Origin of the sequence: Chryseolinea soli (assembly GCF_003589925.1) — a bacterium.
GTDB lineage: Bacteria > Bacteroidota > Bacteroidia > Cytophagales > Cyclobacteriaceae > Chryseolinea > Chryseolinea soli.
The window spans coordinates 4,237,560-4,254,069 of sequence record NZ_CP032382.1 but is presented as its reverse complement, the minus strand read 5'-3'; the positions used below and the strand labels follow the sequence as shown (position 1 = coordinate 4,254,069).

The following is a 16,510-nucleotide window of genomic DNA, read 5'->3' as shown; positions in this document are numbered from 1 at the left end:
TATGACAGGTGACAACATCACAAACATAATTTTGGCTGTGATTGCAGCCATCTCTGCTGGGGCAGCCGTTACATTTTATGTAAAATCAAAAAAGAGCAACAAGTCCATAATCAAGGGCAACAAAGTTGGCGGCGATCTTGCGGGACGAGATATCAAGAAAAAGTAACCTTAGATGGCGAACGAAGTTCAGATTACGGATAACGTCGTAACAGGCGACGTTATCGGGCGTGACAAGCATGTAACAATACACCCAAGTGCAAAAACGACAGCATACTTAGAAGGGCTATATAAGAAGTTTCTTGAAGAGGTAAAAACAGCCGAGGAGCGGCTCTTTATCGATGATCTTCAACATTACACCAGTCAGGCTAGCGGTGATGTTCTTGGATTAGAAGAAAAATTGAAGGCAGGAAATAGAGGGGAGATCCTGTGGTATGCAAAAGATTTAAAAGAAAGGTACCATAAAAAACTCATAAGAACATCACAATTCTCAATGGTTGCCCAAAAGATAAACTTACACCTTCTCACTTTGATTCGAACAAATTATTTGACCGAGATATACCCAATGATTGTTGAGAGGAAGGAGAAAGCTATTATTGACAACTTAATAAACGAAAAGATTGTCAAGCCGTTATTGACGGAGTTAGGCGAAAATTGCCTTGAGTTCAACGCAGATCATATACTAGGAATGGTCTATTATTTGACCGGAAATTGCCACATAAAGTGGACCGAATAATTTATGTTGATCTACCATCCTGCATTTGATCTATACAATTGCATTTTCCGAGTGCTACAATTGCTCATCCACCTTAAAGATGAACAGATCGAGATCGATCGTCTCCGAATCTGGGATTTCTATTTGACCTTCCCCGGAGAGATAAGAAAAATGCAATTCCCAAGAGAGCTGCATGAGCTTAAAAAAATTTTTAAAGAGAAAGACCCAAATCCATATGAGGATTTAATTGACCCAAAAAAAATCATCGAACGAATGAAACCATATCAACTGACTGCGGTAAAGGCCATTGCATCATACGGATTTATTGACGGGCAGGAATTATCTAAAGGTCTTGTAAAAAAAACTGGGATGGAGGCCATACCAACGGAGCTACGCCAGATTCTCCTGACAGACTTGACCATCGAAAGACTAAATGTTCTAAGATTGGTTACCGGGTTTCGTGACCTACCACTATTTGGCAAATCGGGACTAAAATATCGCACTGGCTTAATTGAATTTAAGTATGATTCACGTTGACCCCTCCCTTTTCTTGAGAAGATTGGTGATTATCTCCTACACAGGAACCGTTGCCTATGATCAGCATTTTCACAAGGGTTTGAATGTCATAAGGGGGCAAAACAGTTCCGGAAAATCCACTATAGCCAATTTTATTTTCTACATTCTAGGTGGCGACTATAACAATTGGACTACCGAAGCCAGTAAATGTCGAGAAATCTATGCTGAAGTTCTATTGAATGACTCTGTCGCAACACTAAAGCGAGGCATTACACAAGCTGTTCATCAACCGATGAGTATATACTGGGGAAGTTACGAAGAAGGGTTAAAAGATGGATTGAAATGGCAAACCTATCCATATAGGCAAACAGAAAATTTAATAAATTTCTCAAGGGTCATTTTCAATGCTTTAGGATTTCCCGACGTTAAAACTGATGAGGATGCAAGCATCACGATGCATCAGATACTAAGAATTCTTTACATCGACCAGGATACAGCAACCCAAAATCTGTTTCGAGCTGAGAAATTTGATCCGCCTCTGACACGACAGACGGTAGCTGAAATTTTGCTTGGGATTTATGATGATTCTCTTTATTCCGATCGCGTTTCTTTGCGAAATAGCGAAAAGCAATATGATGAAAAAAAGAGCCTCTACGAAGGAATAAGACGGGGCTTCAGCCAAGCAGGTGAAATAACACCAAGTGAACTAGAAAGAAGCCTTGAGGAGGCAAAAATATCACTTGATAATCTTGACGGCGAAATTATCAAATCTAAAAGTCAGAATCGAAATTTTTCGTCACGGAAAGCCTTAGAAAAGGTGGATACGCTTCAATCTGAATTCACCGCACTAAAAAAAATTATAATTACTGACGACAACAATCTTCAGGAGCTCGAAGTAGATATTTTCGATTCTCAACAATTTATCAAAACGTTGGAAAGGAGAATTAAGGAAATCGATTACTCCCTTGTAACAAGAAAATACCTGGGCGAACTAACGCTAACACATTGCCCTAATTGCCTTGCAAAATTGACAGAGACAGCGCTGGACGGACATTGCTTTCTTTGCAAACAGCCGCTCGAAGAGGAAGCCGAAAGATCAAACGCAAAGAAGCTCAAACAAGAACTTGAATTACAAATTCAAGAGTCCAAGAGTTTACTTGAAAACAAACAATCAACAACCAGAAATTTAAGGGCAAATATGCCCGCTAGAATTGAAAGAGCCAAGTTCCTGCAGCGGGAAATTGACAGGGCTGTCAAGCAATCTCAATCAAGCCGTGACGAAAAAATCGATGAATTACTCATAGGAAAGGGAAGAATTGAACAACAAATTCGACACCTAACAGACAGAATCAAAGCAGCAAGCATTCTCTCACAGCTGAGAGAGGAACTTGCTCAGCTTGCCCATGAGATTGAAAACGTAAAACTACAAATCAAGGAAAAAGAAGATTTGCAGACAGTTAAAAGCCAGGCTGCGATGAGTAAAATTCGTAGTTACACTTTAAATTTATTAAGAAATGACCTCCCGAGACAGGCAGAATTTCGGTCGGGCACTGAACTTGAGATCGACTTTCGTAGAGATTCATATTCCTTGGATGGCAGTAATAACTTCTCTGCTAGTTCAAAAATTTACCTAAAAAATTCCATTCTTTATAGTATCTTCTTCTCGTCCCTTGATTTGGATTTCATGCGCTATCCACGGTTCATTTTATGCGACAATATGGAAGATAAGGGAATGGAAAAGGAGCGTTCGCAGAATTTTCAAAACATCATTGCGCGCATATCCCAGAATCACCAGACTGAACATCAGATAATTTTTACTACATCAATGATTTCGAATGAATTAAACAGCGATACGGCTGTCTGTATTGGTGATTATTACACCGATCAGCACAAGACGTTGCGGATTTGACTCAGTTGGTTCGATGATTGGCATTTTGCGGTCAGTTAATGAATTTTAGAGGAAGTAGAATATGCGGGAAATTTGACCACTTGCCCTAGTTGGTTCAGTATGGCATTCCTGCACATTTTCGCATACTCAACGTCATTGTTCTCTACGATCACTCTACAAACTAAAAAAAGGTCTTGTGTCTTGATGAGTCCAATGTTCTCTCTTTTCGCTCCGCTTTTACATTTAGCCGTAAAATCAAGACTTCTTTGATCCGGCTCAGTTAGTCTTTGCGGATTCCCAAACAGAAGTCCAAATGCCTTTTCTGTTACATGGTCTTTTGCAAAGTCAGCATTAAGACCGTCTAAAAGCTGCCTAAATTTGGTAACTTCGATGTCCTTACTATCTTTACCTTCACATTCGCCTATGAATCTATGACCTTCTGGTGAAATTATAATTTGGTCAAGTTCAAGAGAACCATCATCGTAATTTTCGGCAGAATACCCCAGAATTTTAAGACCCCTTATGACCGCAGTCTCCAAAGCTTTTCCGGTTTCAAAGAGTAAATCCTTTAAAGACTCTTGCTCTTCTAAAATATTCTTCAGCCGTTCAAGTTCTTTATTTTTGAGATCTACTTCATTTTGGATTGACTCAATCTTAGTTTTAGTTGCTTTCGATTGAGGCAGTTCAAAAACTTGGGCATTGATCCAATTTGGCTTGGGTGTTTTGGCCATTTTTTTTCGCAACATCTTGTCTATTTCCACGAGGCAATTGACAAAAACTCTACCTTTCTTGAGCGCAGCAGCTGTCCAGACTTCTTCGTTTGTTCCTTTATCCTTTCTAACGAATTCGGAACTATCAAAATTAATGCTGGGCAGGAAAATCACATAACCACTCCCAACTTCTACCAACGCACCAAGTACCCTGTCTTTATTTTTTGTAGTGAAGAGATTTTGCGCATCTGCTTTAGACTCTAGGTATGTCTCATAAGAAAACATATCCTTGAATTGCTGAAACAAATCAGCGATTATCGGCGATTGAGGCGTCACAGTTTTGCCTGACGCGGAGAAGTAGGTAACTTTTTGGAACGGCAAAAAATCGTAATTAGAAAAGGGCACAACATAATGTCTCTTTAACTGGGTTCTTCCGGTCCCGGTAACGTCCATTTCCCCTGTGTATATGAAGAAGTCTTCCCGTTTACTGAGTATTATGTATAATGTTCCACCAGAGTGCAAAAAACTATTCAGTTCCTTTTTCCAATGTTTGCTATGTTCCTTTATCAAAGCCGAAGACGTTTTATTATAACGTTTTTTTCCTTCATGCTCACCCGTATCGGAATAGTCTCCAAACCTAGAGTAATCTGTAGTATCGAGATTCGGGGAAAAAATTGCTATATCTATGTCTGACAATGACGCTAGACTGTTCAATGGAATGAAACTTTCTTTGTCATATGGTAAGTAAAAACCAATACCTTTTATTTCTTTCATTATCGCTTCCAATTTGATCCAATCTCCCTAACGTAATGCTCCAAAAAATGTCACTATGAACTACAAATTAACATAGACCAAGTGTTCGACTCCCTCACTTGTTCAACCTATTTTCCAACAAAGCGATTTTTTCATCTTTTTCTTTTAACAAAGCGATGTAAAGACTTCTAACTTCATTAAGCAGCTTCTTATTCTCTTCGACCAACTCAATAACCTTGTCGTTGTGAAAAATGCACTGATTATTATAAGGTCCGGACGCGTTGTCATAATTATTTTGAATGTTATTGACAACTTTATCATCGTCGTAATTCTTGATCGCCTCCGGCGAAAACCCCAACACCTTACTGATCCGCTCCAACGTCAACTCCTCTATGGTCTCGCTTTGCTCGATCTTGGAAACCGCTTGTTGGCTGATGCCCAACGCTTCGGCCAGGGTTTCTTGTTTCATCTCTTTCAATTCGCGGAGGCGGCTGATCTTGCGGCCGATGTGGGTTGGTTTCGTCATAAGCCAAAGGTAATAAAATGCGGGGTTGTATAAAACAACCTGCCGGGTTGTGCGATATCGGGTTGGCAGCTGGGGTGTCTAGGGGGTTCTCCCTTAATTTCATTTTTTACCGCGGAGGCGCAAAGACGCAAAGGCCATGCAAAGTCTCTGTAGGAAAACAATCTCGTCTTTTTGGTTTGAGCTTTTCCCCTGCCGGATTTTTCCGCGGGAGCGTGGCAAGGCATTAACCAAAACAACATATGGAAGCACCGTTCAAAGTTACTCCCGTGGTAAAAGAGGCCCTCGCCCACCTGTTCAACACCTATCGACCCGTGGCCTACCGCGATACCATTATCGACATCTATCTTCGCTATCTCGGTCATGAGCATGGCCACTTGCCGGTTAATTTCGATAAGATGGGTCATCAAATGTACCTGTTGCTGGAGTTTCTGCGAACCGTCATGGAAGAGGCCGGAGAGAGAGCAGGCAAAGGCGATGGCTGATCGGATGTTGCTCCTTGGGCAAAGTACGGAATGATCAAATTTTCCGTGCACAACACACCAAGGGCATGAGTGAAATGAATAACCCCGGACTTCAGTCCGGGGTATATAGGCCATATCCAATCACGGGCTTAGCCCTGACCGGTCCCTTTTTGAGAACACGACACATTCCGGCTCGAGGCGATGTGTGCAGGTCGTGCCATGAAACGCGAAGATCGATCCGACTTTCCTTTGGCACTTTTTTGTTTTCACGCCCTTACCCCGGGCTAAAGCCCGGGGTTATTCAAATTGCATTTAAGTCCAAGTCGTAGACAGGGCGTAGACATTCATTCTTTCCTCCCTTGCTTATCAAATTTATACAACGCAACTTCTACTTCAATGATGGCAGCAAGCAAGAGCATTAGGGTGAACAGCACTAGATAAATACTATCCACCTTGTAGTACCAAAATACTATGCCGATCAAGTCAGACAGGATACCGATAGCAATGGCATACCTTGCCGTTCTTTGATTGGTAAACGCCCAATGGGCCGGCGATTTCATCGACCGGGGCGTCCTGTAGCCTAACCAATAGTTTCGCCGGACATTGGTATACTTAACTATCAGTCCAACGACCAAAATTGCCAGTCCTGCCACGAGATATGAACCCATAAAGTATATATTTTATTTATTAAAGGGCTCCGGCTTTGAATTTCTGCATTTCCACTAACGAATTTGCAGTCTGCATCCCATGTTGAAAAAACAAGTGGACCAATTTGGAATTTATGACAGTGCCTAACGTTTCTTGGCACGGATAGAAAGGCACGTCAAATCCCCTTAATCAAACATTCATCACAAAAAAGATACATGTTCTTACTGCAAATGGCTTGCAGTATCGCAATTGCGCACGGTCTCTCGCCGCTTGCCTTCCCGACTTTGTCCTTCCGTCCATTCAATTAAGCCAACAGCATAGCGATTTTGATCATTGCCTTTTTCATCCCAACAACAAAACCACGGCCCCGACGGTTACTCTCTCAATTCGTTCAAACCACATGACGATCCCTGCAATCCGTCATTCCATCTTGACAAACCACATCATGGATTTGACAACCAACATTCGAACAGTGATCATACAACATCCCATGCCAACTACCATTTTAAAAGCGCCTTCAACCAACATGACACCACAGACAACCGGCATAAGAACCTTGATGACAGGCCGAAAGGTTTTAACAACCATCGTCACCCTTTCATCAACTGACATCCTTATCTTGACAACCCGTGTCTCCCTCCCGACAAGATACAAATAGCGCTTGCCTCTCAACATCTCCCCGGCTTGCGTTGCGGCCATCAAAAATACAGTCGACTTCCTCGTTCATACAATCGATCGCCTCCTTCATTCGTTCGCAGTTATCACATCGCATGTTAGAGGCATCAACCATACAATCGACACGCTCCTTCATCGGCTTGCAGTAAAGCCCCTGCATGTTAAAGCAACCAACGATGCAATCGACTTCTTCGATCATCCTATCATCGCTATGCGGCTACGTATTGCAGCCATCAACCTGCATTGGCTCGGCACAGCCTGGTGTATGGTGGAAGAAAAGACTGCCATTTACATCTTCGTTCGCCGTGTTGTATGCAAAGCTGCCGCACACCACAAGCCTATTTTAATTGACAACGGAAGGAATCGCAGGAACAATAAAATCAGGATCACATTTGTATGCACAACACATTCCGTCGACATTTTTCTGTGCGACTTGAAATATTACGTGGCCTAATCTGCAGTGACTGCAAAGACGTCGGCGCCTGGCATGCCGATTGGAAATGTGATGGCATAACAAAAAGTTTTTTTTCAAAAATCAAATTATCAATTGTATGAAAAAAGTGATTCGTGTGGCACTTAACATGTACCGGTTAAGCGATGAGGCCCTGGAGGTGAAGGTGCAATCCATTATCAAGAACATGACGAACAATGCGAGCTTTCCTGGGTCCATTCCCGAGCTCGATGCGGTGTCGCAAGCCTTCACGGCCTTTCAGGTTGCGTTGGTGGCGCAGCGCACGGGTACGAAACGCGAGACGGCCATTAAAAATGATCTGCGCGCGGCCTTGATCGTCGCCTGTCGCCACCTGGCCAATGTAGTAGACGCAAAAAGCAACAACGACCTTGGCATCTTGCTCAGCTCGGGCTTCGATGCCCGCAAAGAACCCACGGCGGCGGGGCGTATAGAAAAACCCGGTGGTCTGCAAGTAACGGTGGGCAACTTGCCGGGGACGGTCAAGGTAAGCATCGGCAAAGTGGCCAATGCCGTACTCTTCGTCTATCAATATGCTCCGGCACCCGTTACCGACCAGACCGAGTGGAAAACCCTCAACAGCACCACCCGCACCAAAACCATCATCAACCTCGAACCTGGCAAACAATACGCCTTCCGCGTAGGCGCCGCCGGCCCAGACCCGGAGGTGATTTACTCTGATGTGGTGCTGCGGTTTGTGGCGTAGCCCGATCGCATACAATAATTGTTGGGAGCCCTCCAGGCCGGCACATGTGTGTCGCGCCTGGAGGTGTGCTTTGTATGAAAACTTGGAGGCGTGCTTTTTGTGAAACCCCGGAGGGGCTACCGGTCATAACCCAAATCGGGCCATTTGATCGTATAGACGAAAATCCTGACCTTCTTTGCTTGTTCAAACAGGGCAATTCCATCACCGACAACATGGTCACAAGCCATAATCATGTTGCTGTCCGGCAACGCTTTTCAAGTTAAGTTCTAGCGTGAATCCCTTTGAGAAACGATCGTTACCGGGCAGCAAGCAGCATATCGATCTTTTCACGGGCGGCTGCCGACTCAAAAGAATCCTGGGTTTCAAGCTCAAAGTTGTCCTGGAAATGATGCAGGAAAAGAATGTCGGCCCGTTTCAGGGAGGGGACGTCGGTAACATACTGTTTTACTCCATACGATTTACTAATCCCGTTGGCGTAAAGTTCTTTATGTTGGTTCAGGGATCTTCGCCATTCCTCGTTCGGGACCCGGATGGTTGGCGGAACCTGGATGGCCGCGGTATTTTTCAGGACGCTGATCACGTTGAAAACAAACCCTTTCTTCTTAAACGGTTTAATCGCCGCTCCGGAGCCATCGCCCTTAATCGCAATTTCTTCCGTAAAGGGTTCGATACACCGGACTTCCACAATCAGGTTGGATTCTTTAACGATATCCGACAACTCCACGGGCGTATGGTTGATGATGCTCATGAAAACTGGTATGCGGCTTCGAAGGTAGCGAAATCCGGTCAGGAATATTGCCTCATGACCCGGAAGATGGATACAGATCAAACCGGCGTTTTTATATCTTGCGCCAATGTATTCATCAACGATCCCTCGGCGGCGGGCATGGCTGTTCACTCTGTTTGTTTTATTTTTTGCCTGTTCCGGGGAAAAGACCCAGCGGGAGCTTTATGAAGATACCACTTCCGGGTTGACCTATCGCACATATAAAGCAACTTCGGCCACGACCCTGGGGCCGGCCGTAAAATTGTATAACGACCAGCGACCGGATTCGCTGGCGCCCCTGGATCCGGCGTATGCACATTTGCTGCTAGGGTATGGATGGACGGTTTCTGCAAAACCTGCCCTGGCGTTTGCCGAGGCAGACCTTGCCGCGGAAGAAGGCGATGCTACGGTGAAGTACCTGGCGCAATCGCTGCGGTCCATCACCATGTATGAGCAGGGGTGGGACAGCCTGGCACGCGAAGAATCACAGCAAGCGAAGAAGCACCGGCTCTTAAAACCCGGCTCTTCGGTACAGTATGAGGCCTCTGTGTTCTATATGTTGATGGGGCTGGCCAGTGCGTACGACAAAGATTTTGCACAATCTAAATTTTACTGGGCGGGGTTTGCCAACGAAACGGCTATTCACTGGCCGTATAAATTAACCGATGCCATCGACGACCTGCAGAACCATCGCATCCAGGCAGGACTGATCAAGCTCAAGGCGCTGTCGCAAGATCCGGATGTGCCGCCGGCGTTGCAACAGGCATTGGGACAACAGATCGCCTCCATCGAAGCAAAAGCCGGCGACGTCAATTCGCGGTTGTTCTGGCCGAAGGTTATTTCGGTAGTCGTGCTGGATCAATTGAAGAAGTCCTCGAATTCACAGTTGGGCGCGGTGGTCAGGATGGTGGAGAATTTACGGGAGAAGGTGTGATCGCTTTGCTGTTCGCAAGTTTGATCACTTGATGCACGCCAGGCACAAGTCACCTGCTTTCACGCATTTCTAAGACGTGCGCCGCTTTAATTTTTATTGTGGACGTATAGGGATGACAAACCGGATGGTGCTCCATTCGAAGACGGCGTCAATGCCTTGTTGGGCCTCGGCCATGGAAATCGTGAATTTTTCTACGGATGTGGAGGCGGTGGCGACTGGAACTTTTGTTTGCAGAATGTCGAATTGATGGTCGGGCATTTCGGCGCCGGATTTGCCGAGCTCGGTGTTTAACATGATCTCGAAGCTGTCGGCGCCGGGGATGGCGTACATTCTGTAAGTTCCCGCCTTGACGGGCTGACCGTTGAAGGTAACGTTGCTGCTAAGCGTTATTTGAGTGGCTTTGTTGGCACCGAGCCGCCAATAGGTGCCAAAGGGTTGCAAGGCTTTTTGTTCTTCGGGCCCGAAGATGAGGCGACCGCGCACGGATGGCCGGCTGTAGGATACAGAGACCGTCAGGTCTCCGACGGTGAGCTCCACGGATCCGGGAGGGCTAGGCCGGGTAGCGCGGTAGATAAAGAAACCGGCGGCGATGGTTGCCAAGAGGACGATGCCGATGAGGACTTTCTTATTCATGATCGTTGCGTTATTGTCAAAGATAGGGATTGAATCCTGACACTTGGTAAAAAGACCGGCGAAGGGCATAAAGATTTACGTCACCCGCTTGCCATCACGCATTCCTAAGACTTGCATCGAAAACCTGGCCCCTAATTTGGTACGATACTGAAATCGTTCTGAGCACTTTTCGACACCGTGATAGAATCAGCAGGAATAACAATCGACGATTCCATATCCCCCGTTGAAAAGATCATCATTAATTTAATTGACCTGTTAGCGCATCCTATACCAAAAACAATGAGACTTATTCTAACATGTCTGACAATAGTTATTTCGGCAAACCTGGCTGGACAACAACTGCGTGGAAAGATCAACTATACAAGGACCAACCCGATATCAAGCATCATTTGGGTGACCGCCACGGACATCAATAAACCTAAAAGCAAACCGCTCTCCGTTAGATCCGATAGCTTGGGATACTTTAACCTGTTCGTTAACAAAAGTAGCGAGTATCAACTGTCGATCAGCGGCGTGTTCGAACCTGATACCACGTTCAACATCAAACTAAAAAAAGATTCCACTGTCGAAATCAAGATTGACTATCCACCTAAAATCTGCCCGTACGAGAAAACAAAGCTCACTGGAATATGTCCAACGGGCAACCACAAGGACAATGTGATCCCCATTGTTTACGGATTAGTTGCGGGCCCCAAGAGCTTTTTCAGAAAAGTTAAAAAAGGTAAAATTGAACTTGGCGGATGTGTGGTTACAGGCTGTGATCCGAATTGGCACTGCAAGACACACGACAGGAGATTCTAATTGTCCAGTCCGCCCGCCCATTTGTCCACTTCACCCATAATCACTTCGATGCTCCCTGGTTTTGAAGAACCTTTGTTTATTAAAACCAAGATGATCATGAATTTAAAAACAGCAAAGACAATTTATTGGGTAGGTACAGCATTGACCGCATTGTGGTTTGGTGCTAGCGGCTTTTTTGAGCTCACCACAAATCCTGTTGTATGGGACGTCACGTTGGCCCTGGGATACCCGGCGCACTTCATTTACATACTCGGCGTTGCCAAACTGCTGGGCGTTGCCGTGCTTTTAATACCGGGCAAATTGCTTCGTCTAAAAGAATGGGTCTTTGCCGGCGTATTCTTTGATATCATTTTTGCCTTCTTTTCTAAACTGGCGGTGTTTGATTTCGCTTCGACCGGCGATGCTATTTTTGCGTTGGTTATGGTCGCTGTCACCTACGTCATGTTCAGGAGACTATATCCCGCAAGTTTTGCCGGCGTTGCGGCAGGCCAATAGGATATCAAAGGTACACGTGGCGCACGTTTGGGGAGTTGCTTTTGCTCCGGGTACCCCGATATGAATCGGGTACCCGGAGATTATGATAAAAAATCCTCACTGGGTTAAATTCGAAGGAGTACATTTTGCCTAATTAGCTAAACAGCAAAACGACAAATAGTATAATCCCAAACGCAAGAAAACCTAATGGGAGGTATATGAGTCTGCCGGAGTAAATTTCAACCTGCGTCGGATCTTCGGGGTTATACATAATTTCTATTTCCTCTCCCTCGGGAAGAGCCCGAGGCATAGCGCTGCCAGCTTGTTGGGTTATCCATTCTTGTTTGTCGTTCTGAAAGCGAACGACGTGGTAGTGAAACGAGCCTGTTTCGCCTGGCGAAGATTCGATGGTCTTTACTACAACGCCCTTTGTGGTCCTGGCTTTCTTAAGAAACCGGGAAACTTTCAACATACGGGCACCTGAAAAATAAATGATGCCCATTGTCATCAGAAAAGAAAAGACCGCCCCAAAATCTTGTCCGGCATTCATAAAACAGGATTAAAAATACTTCGACTCAATTTCGATGCCGCAGCCTGGCCAACGCTTCGCCCAACTTCTTGGGATCGTGCGCATAGGGCTCCAGGTCGACGAGCTCTACTTTTCTGAATTCAACCGGGTGGCTTTCGCTTTGCAGGGAAATGGATCCCTTCGTGAGGAGTTTGCCGTCGACCATTTCCTTGGGGTCGTAGTTTGAGACATTGCCGCCGCCGATTTGGGGCTTTTCATACGTGAGCACGGTATCGCCTTCCACGATGTGCTTGACGAGCGAGTCGCCCAGCACCAATACTTCAACCCGGACCCACTGGTCGCCGTGAAAGGTCTTGGAGGTGGAGTTGATGCAATGGTCAGTATAGAGCTTGCCGTTCATCACCACGTTGGTGCCCGGCGTACAGAGGTTGGCGGTGGAGCGCTCATCTTTACCATTGCCGCCCAGCAACTGCACTTCGATGGAGATGGGAAAATCCTGTTTCACCCCCATCGATTCGGGCGACTGGCCATGGATCATCGCCCCGCTGTTTCTAATGGCCCAATCGGGACCGCCCTTGACTTGCTCGCCTGTGAACCGGTATTCCACGGCCAGCAGGTAGCAGGAAAATGGCTTCTTATAAAAAAGGTGGCCGTATCGCTCGTCAAAGGTTTCGTAGCCGCCATAGCTCACTTTTATTTTCCCATCGCTCACACCGAAGGTGCCTGCAAAGTTTTCGCCCAGCGGATAGCCGGCTATTTTCGGTTTCCAGTCATTGAGGTCCTTTCCATTGAAGAGTTGGATCCATTTTATACGACGATCCTTTTCGGGTACCGCCGCGACAAATAGAACCGCCACCAGGAAGAATACGATCCAGCGCATCATAAGCATTCAGTTTTTTTGCTAGATAGCAAATTGCCGGCAGTCCAGGGCCGGGTTTGTGATGAAAATTATAGCGACGGGATCAATGCTTCTTTTCAGGCCTGTTATGAAATGTTTTATCTTTACTCCATTACGTAGCACATGAAAAATATTTCAATCCGACAAGGTTTGGCCGCCGATGCTCCGGTCATTGCCGCTCTTCACGCCGCAAGTTGGAGAATTGCCTACCGGGGACTCCTGCTCGACGAATACCTTGATAACGATCTGGCCGGTGAACGTGCGCGCTATTGGTCTGAAAAGATGGGAAACTTAAAGGACAACGAATTCGTGCTCCTGGCTGAGATCGGCAACGACGTGGTGGGCTTCATCGCTGTCATGGACGTGCCGGACGCCGGCTACCAAGCGCTGGTGGATAATCTGCATGTCGTGCCGCATTTGAAAGGGTCTGGCATTGGTGGCAAACTCATGCGGGCGGCGGCCAAAAAACTGTTGACCGATGGAAGGAGTAATTTCTACCTCTGGGTGTTGGAAGGGAACCATCCTGCTGAAAAATTTTATACGTCTATCTCCGGCCGGCCGGCGGATCGTAAACAATCGGATTTTGGTGGTAAGGAAACTTGGGCAACGCGTTATGTTTGGGATGACTTTAGCGAGCTGCTGGGTGGGGACGATAGAGAAACAGACAATTTGCAACATCAACAATGAACCGAATACGAAATATCCTCAGGGCGTTTTTCCTCCTTCTCACGATTTCACTGCTTTTCTATTTGAACAAAAGAACCGACCTTAATGTTGGAGCAATTGCCAAGTTCAAATACGAAACACTTAACAAAATCCAATCAGATTCCTTGGATAGCAAGGACAAGTTCGACTTGTTAGTACAAGAGACCGAGAAGTTTAACGAACAAATTAGTGAAGACTCCTCGCGGGCTCTGAAGGTGATATACTTGTTAATCGGCGTTGTAATCCTGTTCATTGTGAGCGAGCTGATGTTCACGGTTATGAAGAAGGGAGTGTTTGTCGACAAAAGTCAAAATTGATTAAACAAAAATAGAGAATTCTTTCCGGGCATCGAAGACCATGACGGTGACGAATTTTCGTCAAGTCAGACAAAGATTAATGAATTGAGGAATATTTTGAAAAAGGATCAAAATTTGAAGTGATGATTGATAAAAAGCAACTCCCCACAGCAAGGCCATGCTTGGAATAAAAAATACAAAATGAATTTAAGAGAAGCTATTATAAAAAGTCCAACTTTAAATCCGGATTTGGTCTTATATGCCAAGAGAATAGACGGACAACTGCTGCCATCGTCCGAGGCCATTCTTTTAGACTTGACGGAAGAAGAACAGGAAATGAAAACCCATGAAGTCGCAAACAGGAAATGCCCTGGATTCAGTTATTGCATGGAGATTTTCCTAATTCAAGAGATGATGGAGGATTTAGATGGACTCGCCGACAAAAACGACATTGATACAAGAGTTGATAGAGTGATACATTACATCGAATACGATGCTTGAACCACCCTCAAAGAGCTAAACCTGAACAGACGCATCGTTTTTCTCCATACCAAAAGGCCTATTTCACCATCACCACCTCACTCCTCCCCGACACCCCATTCTCACTAAAAGCCTCCACAGCAAAATAATACGACACGCCCCGCGACAACGCACGGATCTCTTTCGTGACGGGCTCGTCTGCAAAGATCTGGTAAGTTTGATAAAGCTTGTTTTTATCGATGCCCCACAAGATGTTGTATCCCACGGCGCCGGGCACCGGCTTCCATGAAACAAAAGCATTGCGCACATCCGTGTCACGTTTGGCTGCGACGTTAGAAGGCGTAGCAGGAGGCTTTCCCTGACCATTCCCAAAAACGCGAATATCGCTAACGGCCAGATTAGGCGACGCCACATAAACGTGTTCATACTTGATATACCGGGCCTTCACGGGTTTTTCAAACTCCACATAGGCGTTAGGCCGATCGCGTTTCTTCTCTCGCGTGAGGTCGGTGATGAGATCCCATTGTTTACCATCGCGGGAGGCGAATAATTTGAATTGGGTGTATACCCGGGCCGTATCGTTGTCAAAAATATCCGATTTGTAGTCCGTATAATTTACTTGCAGCGCTTTTACATCCTGTTCTTTTTGGAGATCGATGGCGATCCACTCGCCGGCTTTGTTTTGTTGCGCCACCCAAAATGTACGCGGGTTTTCATCGGTAACGTTGGCTATGCGAAAGGTATCCCGCACCGACGATGCCGTGGCAGGTTTCTTATAGGACAGCAACATCCAACCGGTGAACAGCTCGTCTTTGCTCGTCCATTTCTTTGTCGGCAGCCGGTGGGGCAAATCACCAAAGCGCGTGTTGGAAAACATTTGCCCATCGGCGTCGAAGCCGGCGGGGAACATGGCGATGCGGCGTTCGAAGTTCCAGTTCACGGCGATCCAGGGCGTGCCGGTGTTCCAGTAGTTTCCATAAACATCCTGGAACGTGTTGCCATGGCCCGCGCCTGTCACGAATCCGCCGGGTTTGTACGACACGGGATTATAAGGCGCATATGCAAACGGACCCAGAGGATGATCGCCGACATACGTACCGTTGGCGTACACGTTATATTCCGTGCCCGGCGCTCCGTATTGCAAATAATATTTGCCGTTATGTTTCGTCATCCAGGCGCCTTCCATGAAGGGTTTTATGCTGCTGGTGTGATCTTTTCCGAAGCGTTCCCAGCCGTGTTCTTCCGGCTGCAAGTAGAGCATTGGTTTGTATGCACCTTTGTAGCTGAGGCGTTTGTGTTTGTCCAGCTCGCTGCCGTACATGGGAAACACATTCGATGAACCCCAATACATATACCATTTGTTCAGCTCTTCGTCATAAAACAACGCGGGGTCCCAGGGCCCGACTTCCTTGGGCAATGCGGGGAGCCAGCGGTTATAGAATTTCAGCTTTCCTTTTTCGGGTTCCAGCGAATAAAAGATGGGGCGTTGCTCAAAAGTGGATTGAAAGAGATACAACGTGTCTTTCACCGACATCGCCGCCGGAGCACACATGTCTTCCATGGGCCATTTGTCGGGTACGATATAGGACCAGTCCACCAGGTTGTTGGAGTGCCAGTAGCCTCCCGAGATGGTGACAAAAAGAAAGTATGAGCCTTTGTGATTCACGATCACCGGGTCGGCGCCGGACCGGTAGGAAATGCTGTCGTTCAGTTGCTCGTAGTTGTATTTATAGTCGATGTCCATGGGGTTGCAGTACGTGGTCCGGCGCGCGGTTTGTGCGGCGGCCAGCAGGGGCAACATTCCCACGATAATGCTCCATCCTAACCCGTTGATGATCGATCGCATAGCTGTACAGTCAGGCCGTGAAGGTAAATACATTTTTGGCCGGGGCGAAGGAAAGGCCGGCGAAAAACGGACGCCCGGCTGAAC

General features: G+C 46.2%; 20 protein-coding genes. 12 read left to right on the top strand and 8 right to left on the bottom strand.

Translation table 11 applies throughout. The features are described from left to right. The first annotated feature begins 1 nt into the window (after nucleotide 1). The 4 genes from D4L85_RS18210 to D4L85_RS18195 are packed head-to-tail and all read left to right on the top strand — an operon-like array spanning nucleotide 2 to nucleotide 3,137. Nucleotides 2-166, top strand: coding sequence for an LPXTG cell wall anchor domain-containing protein (locus tag D4L85_RS18210; protein ID WP_119755638.1), 165 nt, complete (start codon nucleotides 2-4; stop codon nucleotides 164-166). Between the two features lie 6 nt (nucleotides 167-172). Further along, nucleotides 173-733, top strand: a complete 561-nt coding sequence (locus D4L85_RS18205) for an ABC-three component system protein (protein ID WP_119755637.1) — start codon at nucleotides 173-175, stop codon at nucleotides 731-733. Between the two features lie 3 nt (nucleotides 734-736). Further along, nucleotides 737-1,249, top strand: a complete 513-nt coding sequence (locus D4L85_RS18200; RefSeq protein ID WP_119755636.1) for an ABC-three component system middle component 5 — start codon at nucleotides 737-739, stop codon at nucleotides 1,247-1,249. Then, nucleotides 1,236-3,137, top strand: a complete 1,902-nt coding sequence (locus D4L85_RS18195; protein WP_119755635.1) for an ATP-binding protein — start codon at nucleotides 1,236-1,238, stop codon at nucleotides 3,135-3,137. Before D4L85_RS18200 ends, D4L85_RS18195 begins: the two co-directional genes overlap by 14 nt. Before the next feature lie 35 nt (nucleotides 3,138-3,172). On the opposite strand, the gene D4L85_RS18190 is transcribed toward D4L85_RS18195, so the two are convergent. Together D4L85_RS18190 and D4L85_RS18185 are read right to left on the bottom strand one after the other, a co-directional pair. After that, nucleotides 3,173-4,600 carry a hypothetical protein gene (locus D4L85_RS18190; RefSeq protein WP_160143813.1) on the bottom strand — a complete coding sequence of 476 codons (1,428 nt, stop codon included), beginning with the start codon at nucleotides 4,598-4,600 and terminating at the stop codon, nucleotides 3,173-3,175. 94 nt (nucleotides 4,601-4,694) lie between these two features. Beyond that, nucleotides 4,695-5,105, bottom strand: a complete 411-nt coding sequence (locus D4L85_RS18185) for a helix-turn-helix domain-containing protein (RefSeq protein ID WP_119755633.1) — start codon at nucleotides 5,103-5,105, stop codon at nucleotides 4,695-4,697. 239 nt (nucleotides 5,106-5,344) lie between these two features. On the opposite strand from D4L85_RS18185, the gene D4L85_RS18175 reads away from it, so the two are divergent. Further along, nucleotides 5,345-5,587 (top strand): hypothetical protein, encoded by a 243-nt coding sequence (locus D4L85_RS18175; RefSeq protein ID WP_119755631.1) that lies wholly within the window; start codon nucleotides 5,345-5,347, stop codon nucleotides 5,585-5,587. Between the two features lie 323 nt (nucleotides 5,588-5,910). Here the strand turns inward: D4L85_RS18175 and D4L85_RS18170 are convergent, their stop codons facing one another. Beyond that, complete coding sequence (locus D4L85_RS18170) at nucleotides 5,911-6,234, bottom strand: SdpI family protein (protein ID WP_119755630.1); 324 nt, start codon at nucleotides 6,232-6,234, stop codon at nucleotides 5,911-5,913. A 641-nt stretch (nucleotides 6,235-6,875) separates the two neighbouring features. On the opposite strand from D4L85_RS18170, the gene D4L85_RS34455 reads away from it, so the two are divergent. Then, the gene (locus tag D4L85_RS34455) at nucleotides 6,876-7,343 is read left to right on the top strand and encodes a hypothetical protein (protein ID WP_160143812.1); all 468 of its coding nucleotides are present in this window, start codon (nucleotides 6,876-6,878) and stop codon (nucleotides 7,341-7,343) included. A gap of 97 nt (nucleotides 7,344-7,440) precedes the next feature. Beyond that, complete coding sequence (locus tag D4L85_RS18160; RefSeq protein WP_119755628.1) at nucleotides 7,441-8,064, top strand: fibronectin type III domain-containing protein; 624 nt, start codon at nucleotides 7,441-7,443, stop codon at nucleotides 8,062-8,064. 295 nt (nucleotides 8,065-8,359) lie between these two features. Here the strand turns inward: D4L85_RS18160 and D4L85_RS18155 are convergent, their stop codons facing one another. Continuing rightward, nucleotides 8,360-8,812, bottom strand: coding sequence for a hypothetical protein (locus tag D4L85_RS18155; RefSeq protein ID WP_119755627.1), 453 nt, complete (start codon nucleotides 8,810-8,812; stop codon nucleotides 8,360-8,362). Between the two features lie 223 nt (nucleotides 8,813-9,035). On the opposite strand from D4L85_RS18155, the gene D4L85_RS18150 reads away from it, so the two are divergent. Next, nucleotides 9,036-9,764: a hypothetical protein gene (locus D4L85_RS18150; protein ID WP_160143811.1), complete on the top strand. Its 729-nt coding sequence runs from the start codon at nucleotides 9,036-9,038 to the stop codon at nucleotides 9,762-9,764. Between the two features lie 93 nt (nucleotides 9,765-9,857). Here D4L85_RS18150 and D4L85_RS18145 read toward each other — a convergent pair whose 3' ends face one another. Beyond that, nucleotides 9,858-10,397, bottom strand: coding sequence for a DUF2911 domain-containing protein (locus D4L85_RS18145; protein ID WP_160143810.1), 540 nt, complete (start codon nucleotides 10,395-10,397; stop codon nucleotides 9,858-9,860). A 279-nt stretch (nucleotides 10,398-10,676) separates the two neighbouring features. Between D4L85_RS18145 and D4L85_RS18140 the strand changes: the two genes are divergently transcribed. After that, nucleotides 10,677-11,198 (top strand): hypothetical protein, encoded by a 522-nt coding sequence (locus D4L85_RS18140; RefSeq protein ID WP_160143809.1) that lies wholly within the window; start codon nucleotides 10,677-10,679, stop codon nucleotides 11,196-11,198. Nucleotides 11,199-11,294: 96 nt separating this feature from the next. Beyond that, nucleotides 11,295-11,693: a DoxX family protein gene (locus D4L85_RS18135; RefSeq protein ID WP_119758847.1), complete on the top strand. Its 399-nt coding sequence runs from the start codon at nucleotides 11,295-11,297 to the stop codon at nucleotides 11,691-11,693. A 133-nt stretch (nucleotides 11,694-11,826) separates the two neighbouring features. Here D4L85_RS18135 and D4L85_RS18130 read toward each other — a convergent pair whose 3' ends face one another. Both D4L85_RS18130 and D4L85_RS18125 read right to left on the bottom strand, forming a co-directional pair. Continuing rightward, nucleotides 11,827-12,222: a DUF3592 domain-containing protein gene (locus tag D4L85_RS18130; protein ID WP_119755623.1), complete on the bottom strand. Its 396-nt coding sequence runs from the start codon at nucleotides 12,220-12,222 to the stop codon at nucleotides 11,827-11,829. Nucleotides 12,223-12,247: 25 nt separating this feature from the next. Then, complete coding sequence (locus tag D4L85_RS18125; RefSeq protein ID WP_119758846.1) at nucleotides 12,248-13,081, bottom strand: 3-keto-disaccharide hydrolase; 834 nt, start codon at nucleotides 13,079-13,081, stop codon at nucleotides 12,248-12,250. A 141-nt stretch (nucleotides 13,082-13,222) separates the two neighbouring features. Between D4L85_RS18125 and D4L85_RS18120 the strand changes: the two genes are divergently transcribed. Beyond that, on the top strand, nucleotides 13,223-13,786 hold the full coding sequence (locus D4L85_RS18120; protein WP_119755622.1) for a GNAT family N-acetyltransferase: 564 nt from the start codon (nucleotides 13,223-13,225) through the stop codon (nucleotides 13,784-13,786). A gap of 515 nt (nucleotides 13,787-14,301) precedes the next feature. Then, on the top strand, nucleotides 14,302-14,601 hold the full coding sequence (locus D4L85_RS18110) for a hypothetical protein (RefSeq protein WP_119758845.1): 300 nt from the start codon (nucleotides 14,302-14,304) through the stop codon (nucleotides 14,599-14,601). Between the two features lie 58 nt (nucleotides 14,602-14,659). On the opposite strand, the gene D4L85_RS18105 is transcribed toward D4L85_RS18110, so the two are convergent. Further along, nucleotides 14,660-16,426, bottom strand: coding sequence for a family 43 glycosylhydrolase (locus D4L85_RS18105; protein ID WP_119755620.1), 1,767 nt, complete (start codon nucleotides 16,424-16,426; stop codon nucleotides 14,660-14,662). Nucleotides 16,427-16,510: the final 84 nt, after the last annotated feature.

Bases quoted from the DNA above. Each gene is read 5' to 3' on its own strand.
- D4L85_RS18210 (WP_119755638.1), top strand. From the start codon at position 2: ATGACAGGTGACAACATCACAAACATAATTTTGGCTGTGATTGCAGCC.
- D4L85_RS18205 (WP_119755637.1), top strand. From the start codon at position 173: ATGGCGAACGAAGTTCAGATTACGGATAACGTCGTAACAGGCGACGTT.
- D4L85_RS18200 (WP_119755636.1), top strand. From the start codon at position 737: ATGTTGATCTACCATCCTGCATTTGATCTATACAATTGCATTTTCCGA.
- D4L85_RS18195 (WP_119755635.1), top strand. From the start codon at position 1,236: ATGATTCACGTTGACCCCTCCCTTTTCTTGAGAAGATTGGTGATTATC.
- D4L85_RS18190 (WP_160143813.1), bottom strand. From the start codon at position 4,600: ATGAAAGAAATAAAAGGTATTGGTTTTTACTTACCATATGACAAAGAA.
- D4L85_RS18185 (WP_119755633.1), bottom strand. From the start codon at position 5,105: ATGACGAAACCAACCCACATCGGCCGCAAGATCAGCCGCCTCCGCGAA.
- D4L85_RS18175 (WP_119755631.1), top strand. From the start codon at position 5,345: ATGGAAGCACCGTTCAAAGTTACTCCCGTGGTAAAAGAGGCCCTCGCC.
- D4L85_RS18170 (WP_119755630.1), bottom strand. From the start codon at position 6,234: ATGGGTTCATATCTCGTGGCAGGACTGGCAATTTTGGTCGTTGGACTG.
- D4L85_RS18160 (WP_119755628.1), top strand. From the start codon at position 7,441: ATGAAAAAAGTGATTCGTGTGGCACTTAACATGTACCGGTTAAGCGAT.
- D4L85_RS18155 (WP_119755627.1), bottom strand. From the start codon at position 8,812: ATGAGCATCATCAACCATACGCCCGTGGAGTTGTCGGATATCGTTAAA.
- D4L85_RS18145 (WP_160143810.1), bottom strand. From the start codon at position 10,397: ATGAATAAGAAAGTCCTCATCGGCATCGTCCTCTTGGCAACCATCGCC.
- D4L85_RS18140 (WP_160143809.1), top strand. From the start codon at position 10,677: ATGAGACTTATTCTAACATGTCTGACAATAGTTATTTCGGCAAACCTG.
- D4L85_RS18135 (WP_119758847.1), top strand. From the start codon at position 11,295: ATGAATTTAAAAACAGCAAAGACAATTTATTGGGTAGGTACAGCATTG.
- D4L85_RS18130 (WP_119755623.1), bottom strand. From the start codon at position 12,222: ATGAATGCCGGACAAGATTTTGGGGCGGTCTTTTCTTTTCTGATGACA.
- D4L85_RS18125 (WP_119758846.1), bottom strand. From the start codon at position 13,081: ATGCGCTGGATCGTATTCTTCCTGGTGGCGGTTCTATTTGTCGCGGCG.
- D4L85_RS18120 (WP_119755622.1), top strand. From the start codon at position 13,223: ATGAAAAATATTTCAATCCGACAAGGTTTGGCCGCCGATGCTCCGGTC.
- D4L85_RS18110 (WP_119758845.1), top strand. From the start codon at position 14,302: ATGAATTTAAGAGAAGCTATTATAAAAAGTCCAACTTTAAATCCGGAT.
- D4L85_RS18105 (WP_119755620.1), bottom strand. From the start codon at position 16,426: ATGCGATCGATCATCAACGGGTTAGGATGGAGCATTATCGTGGGAATG.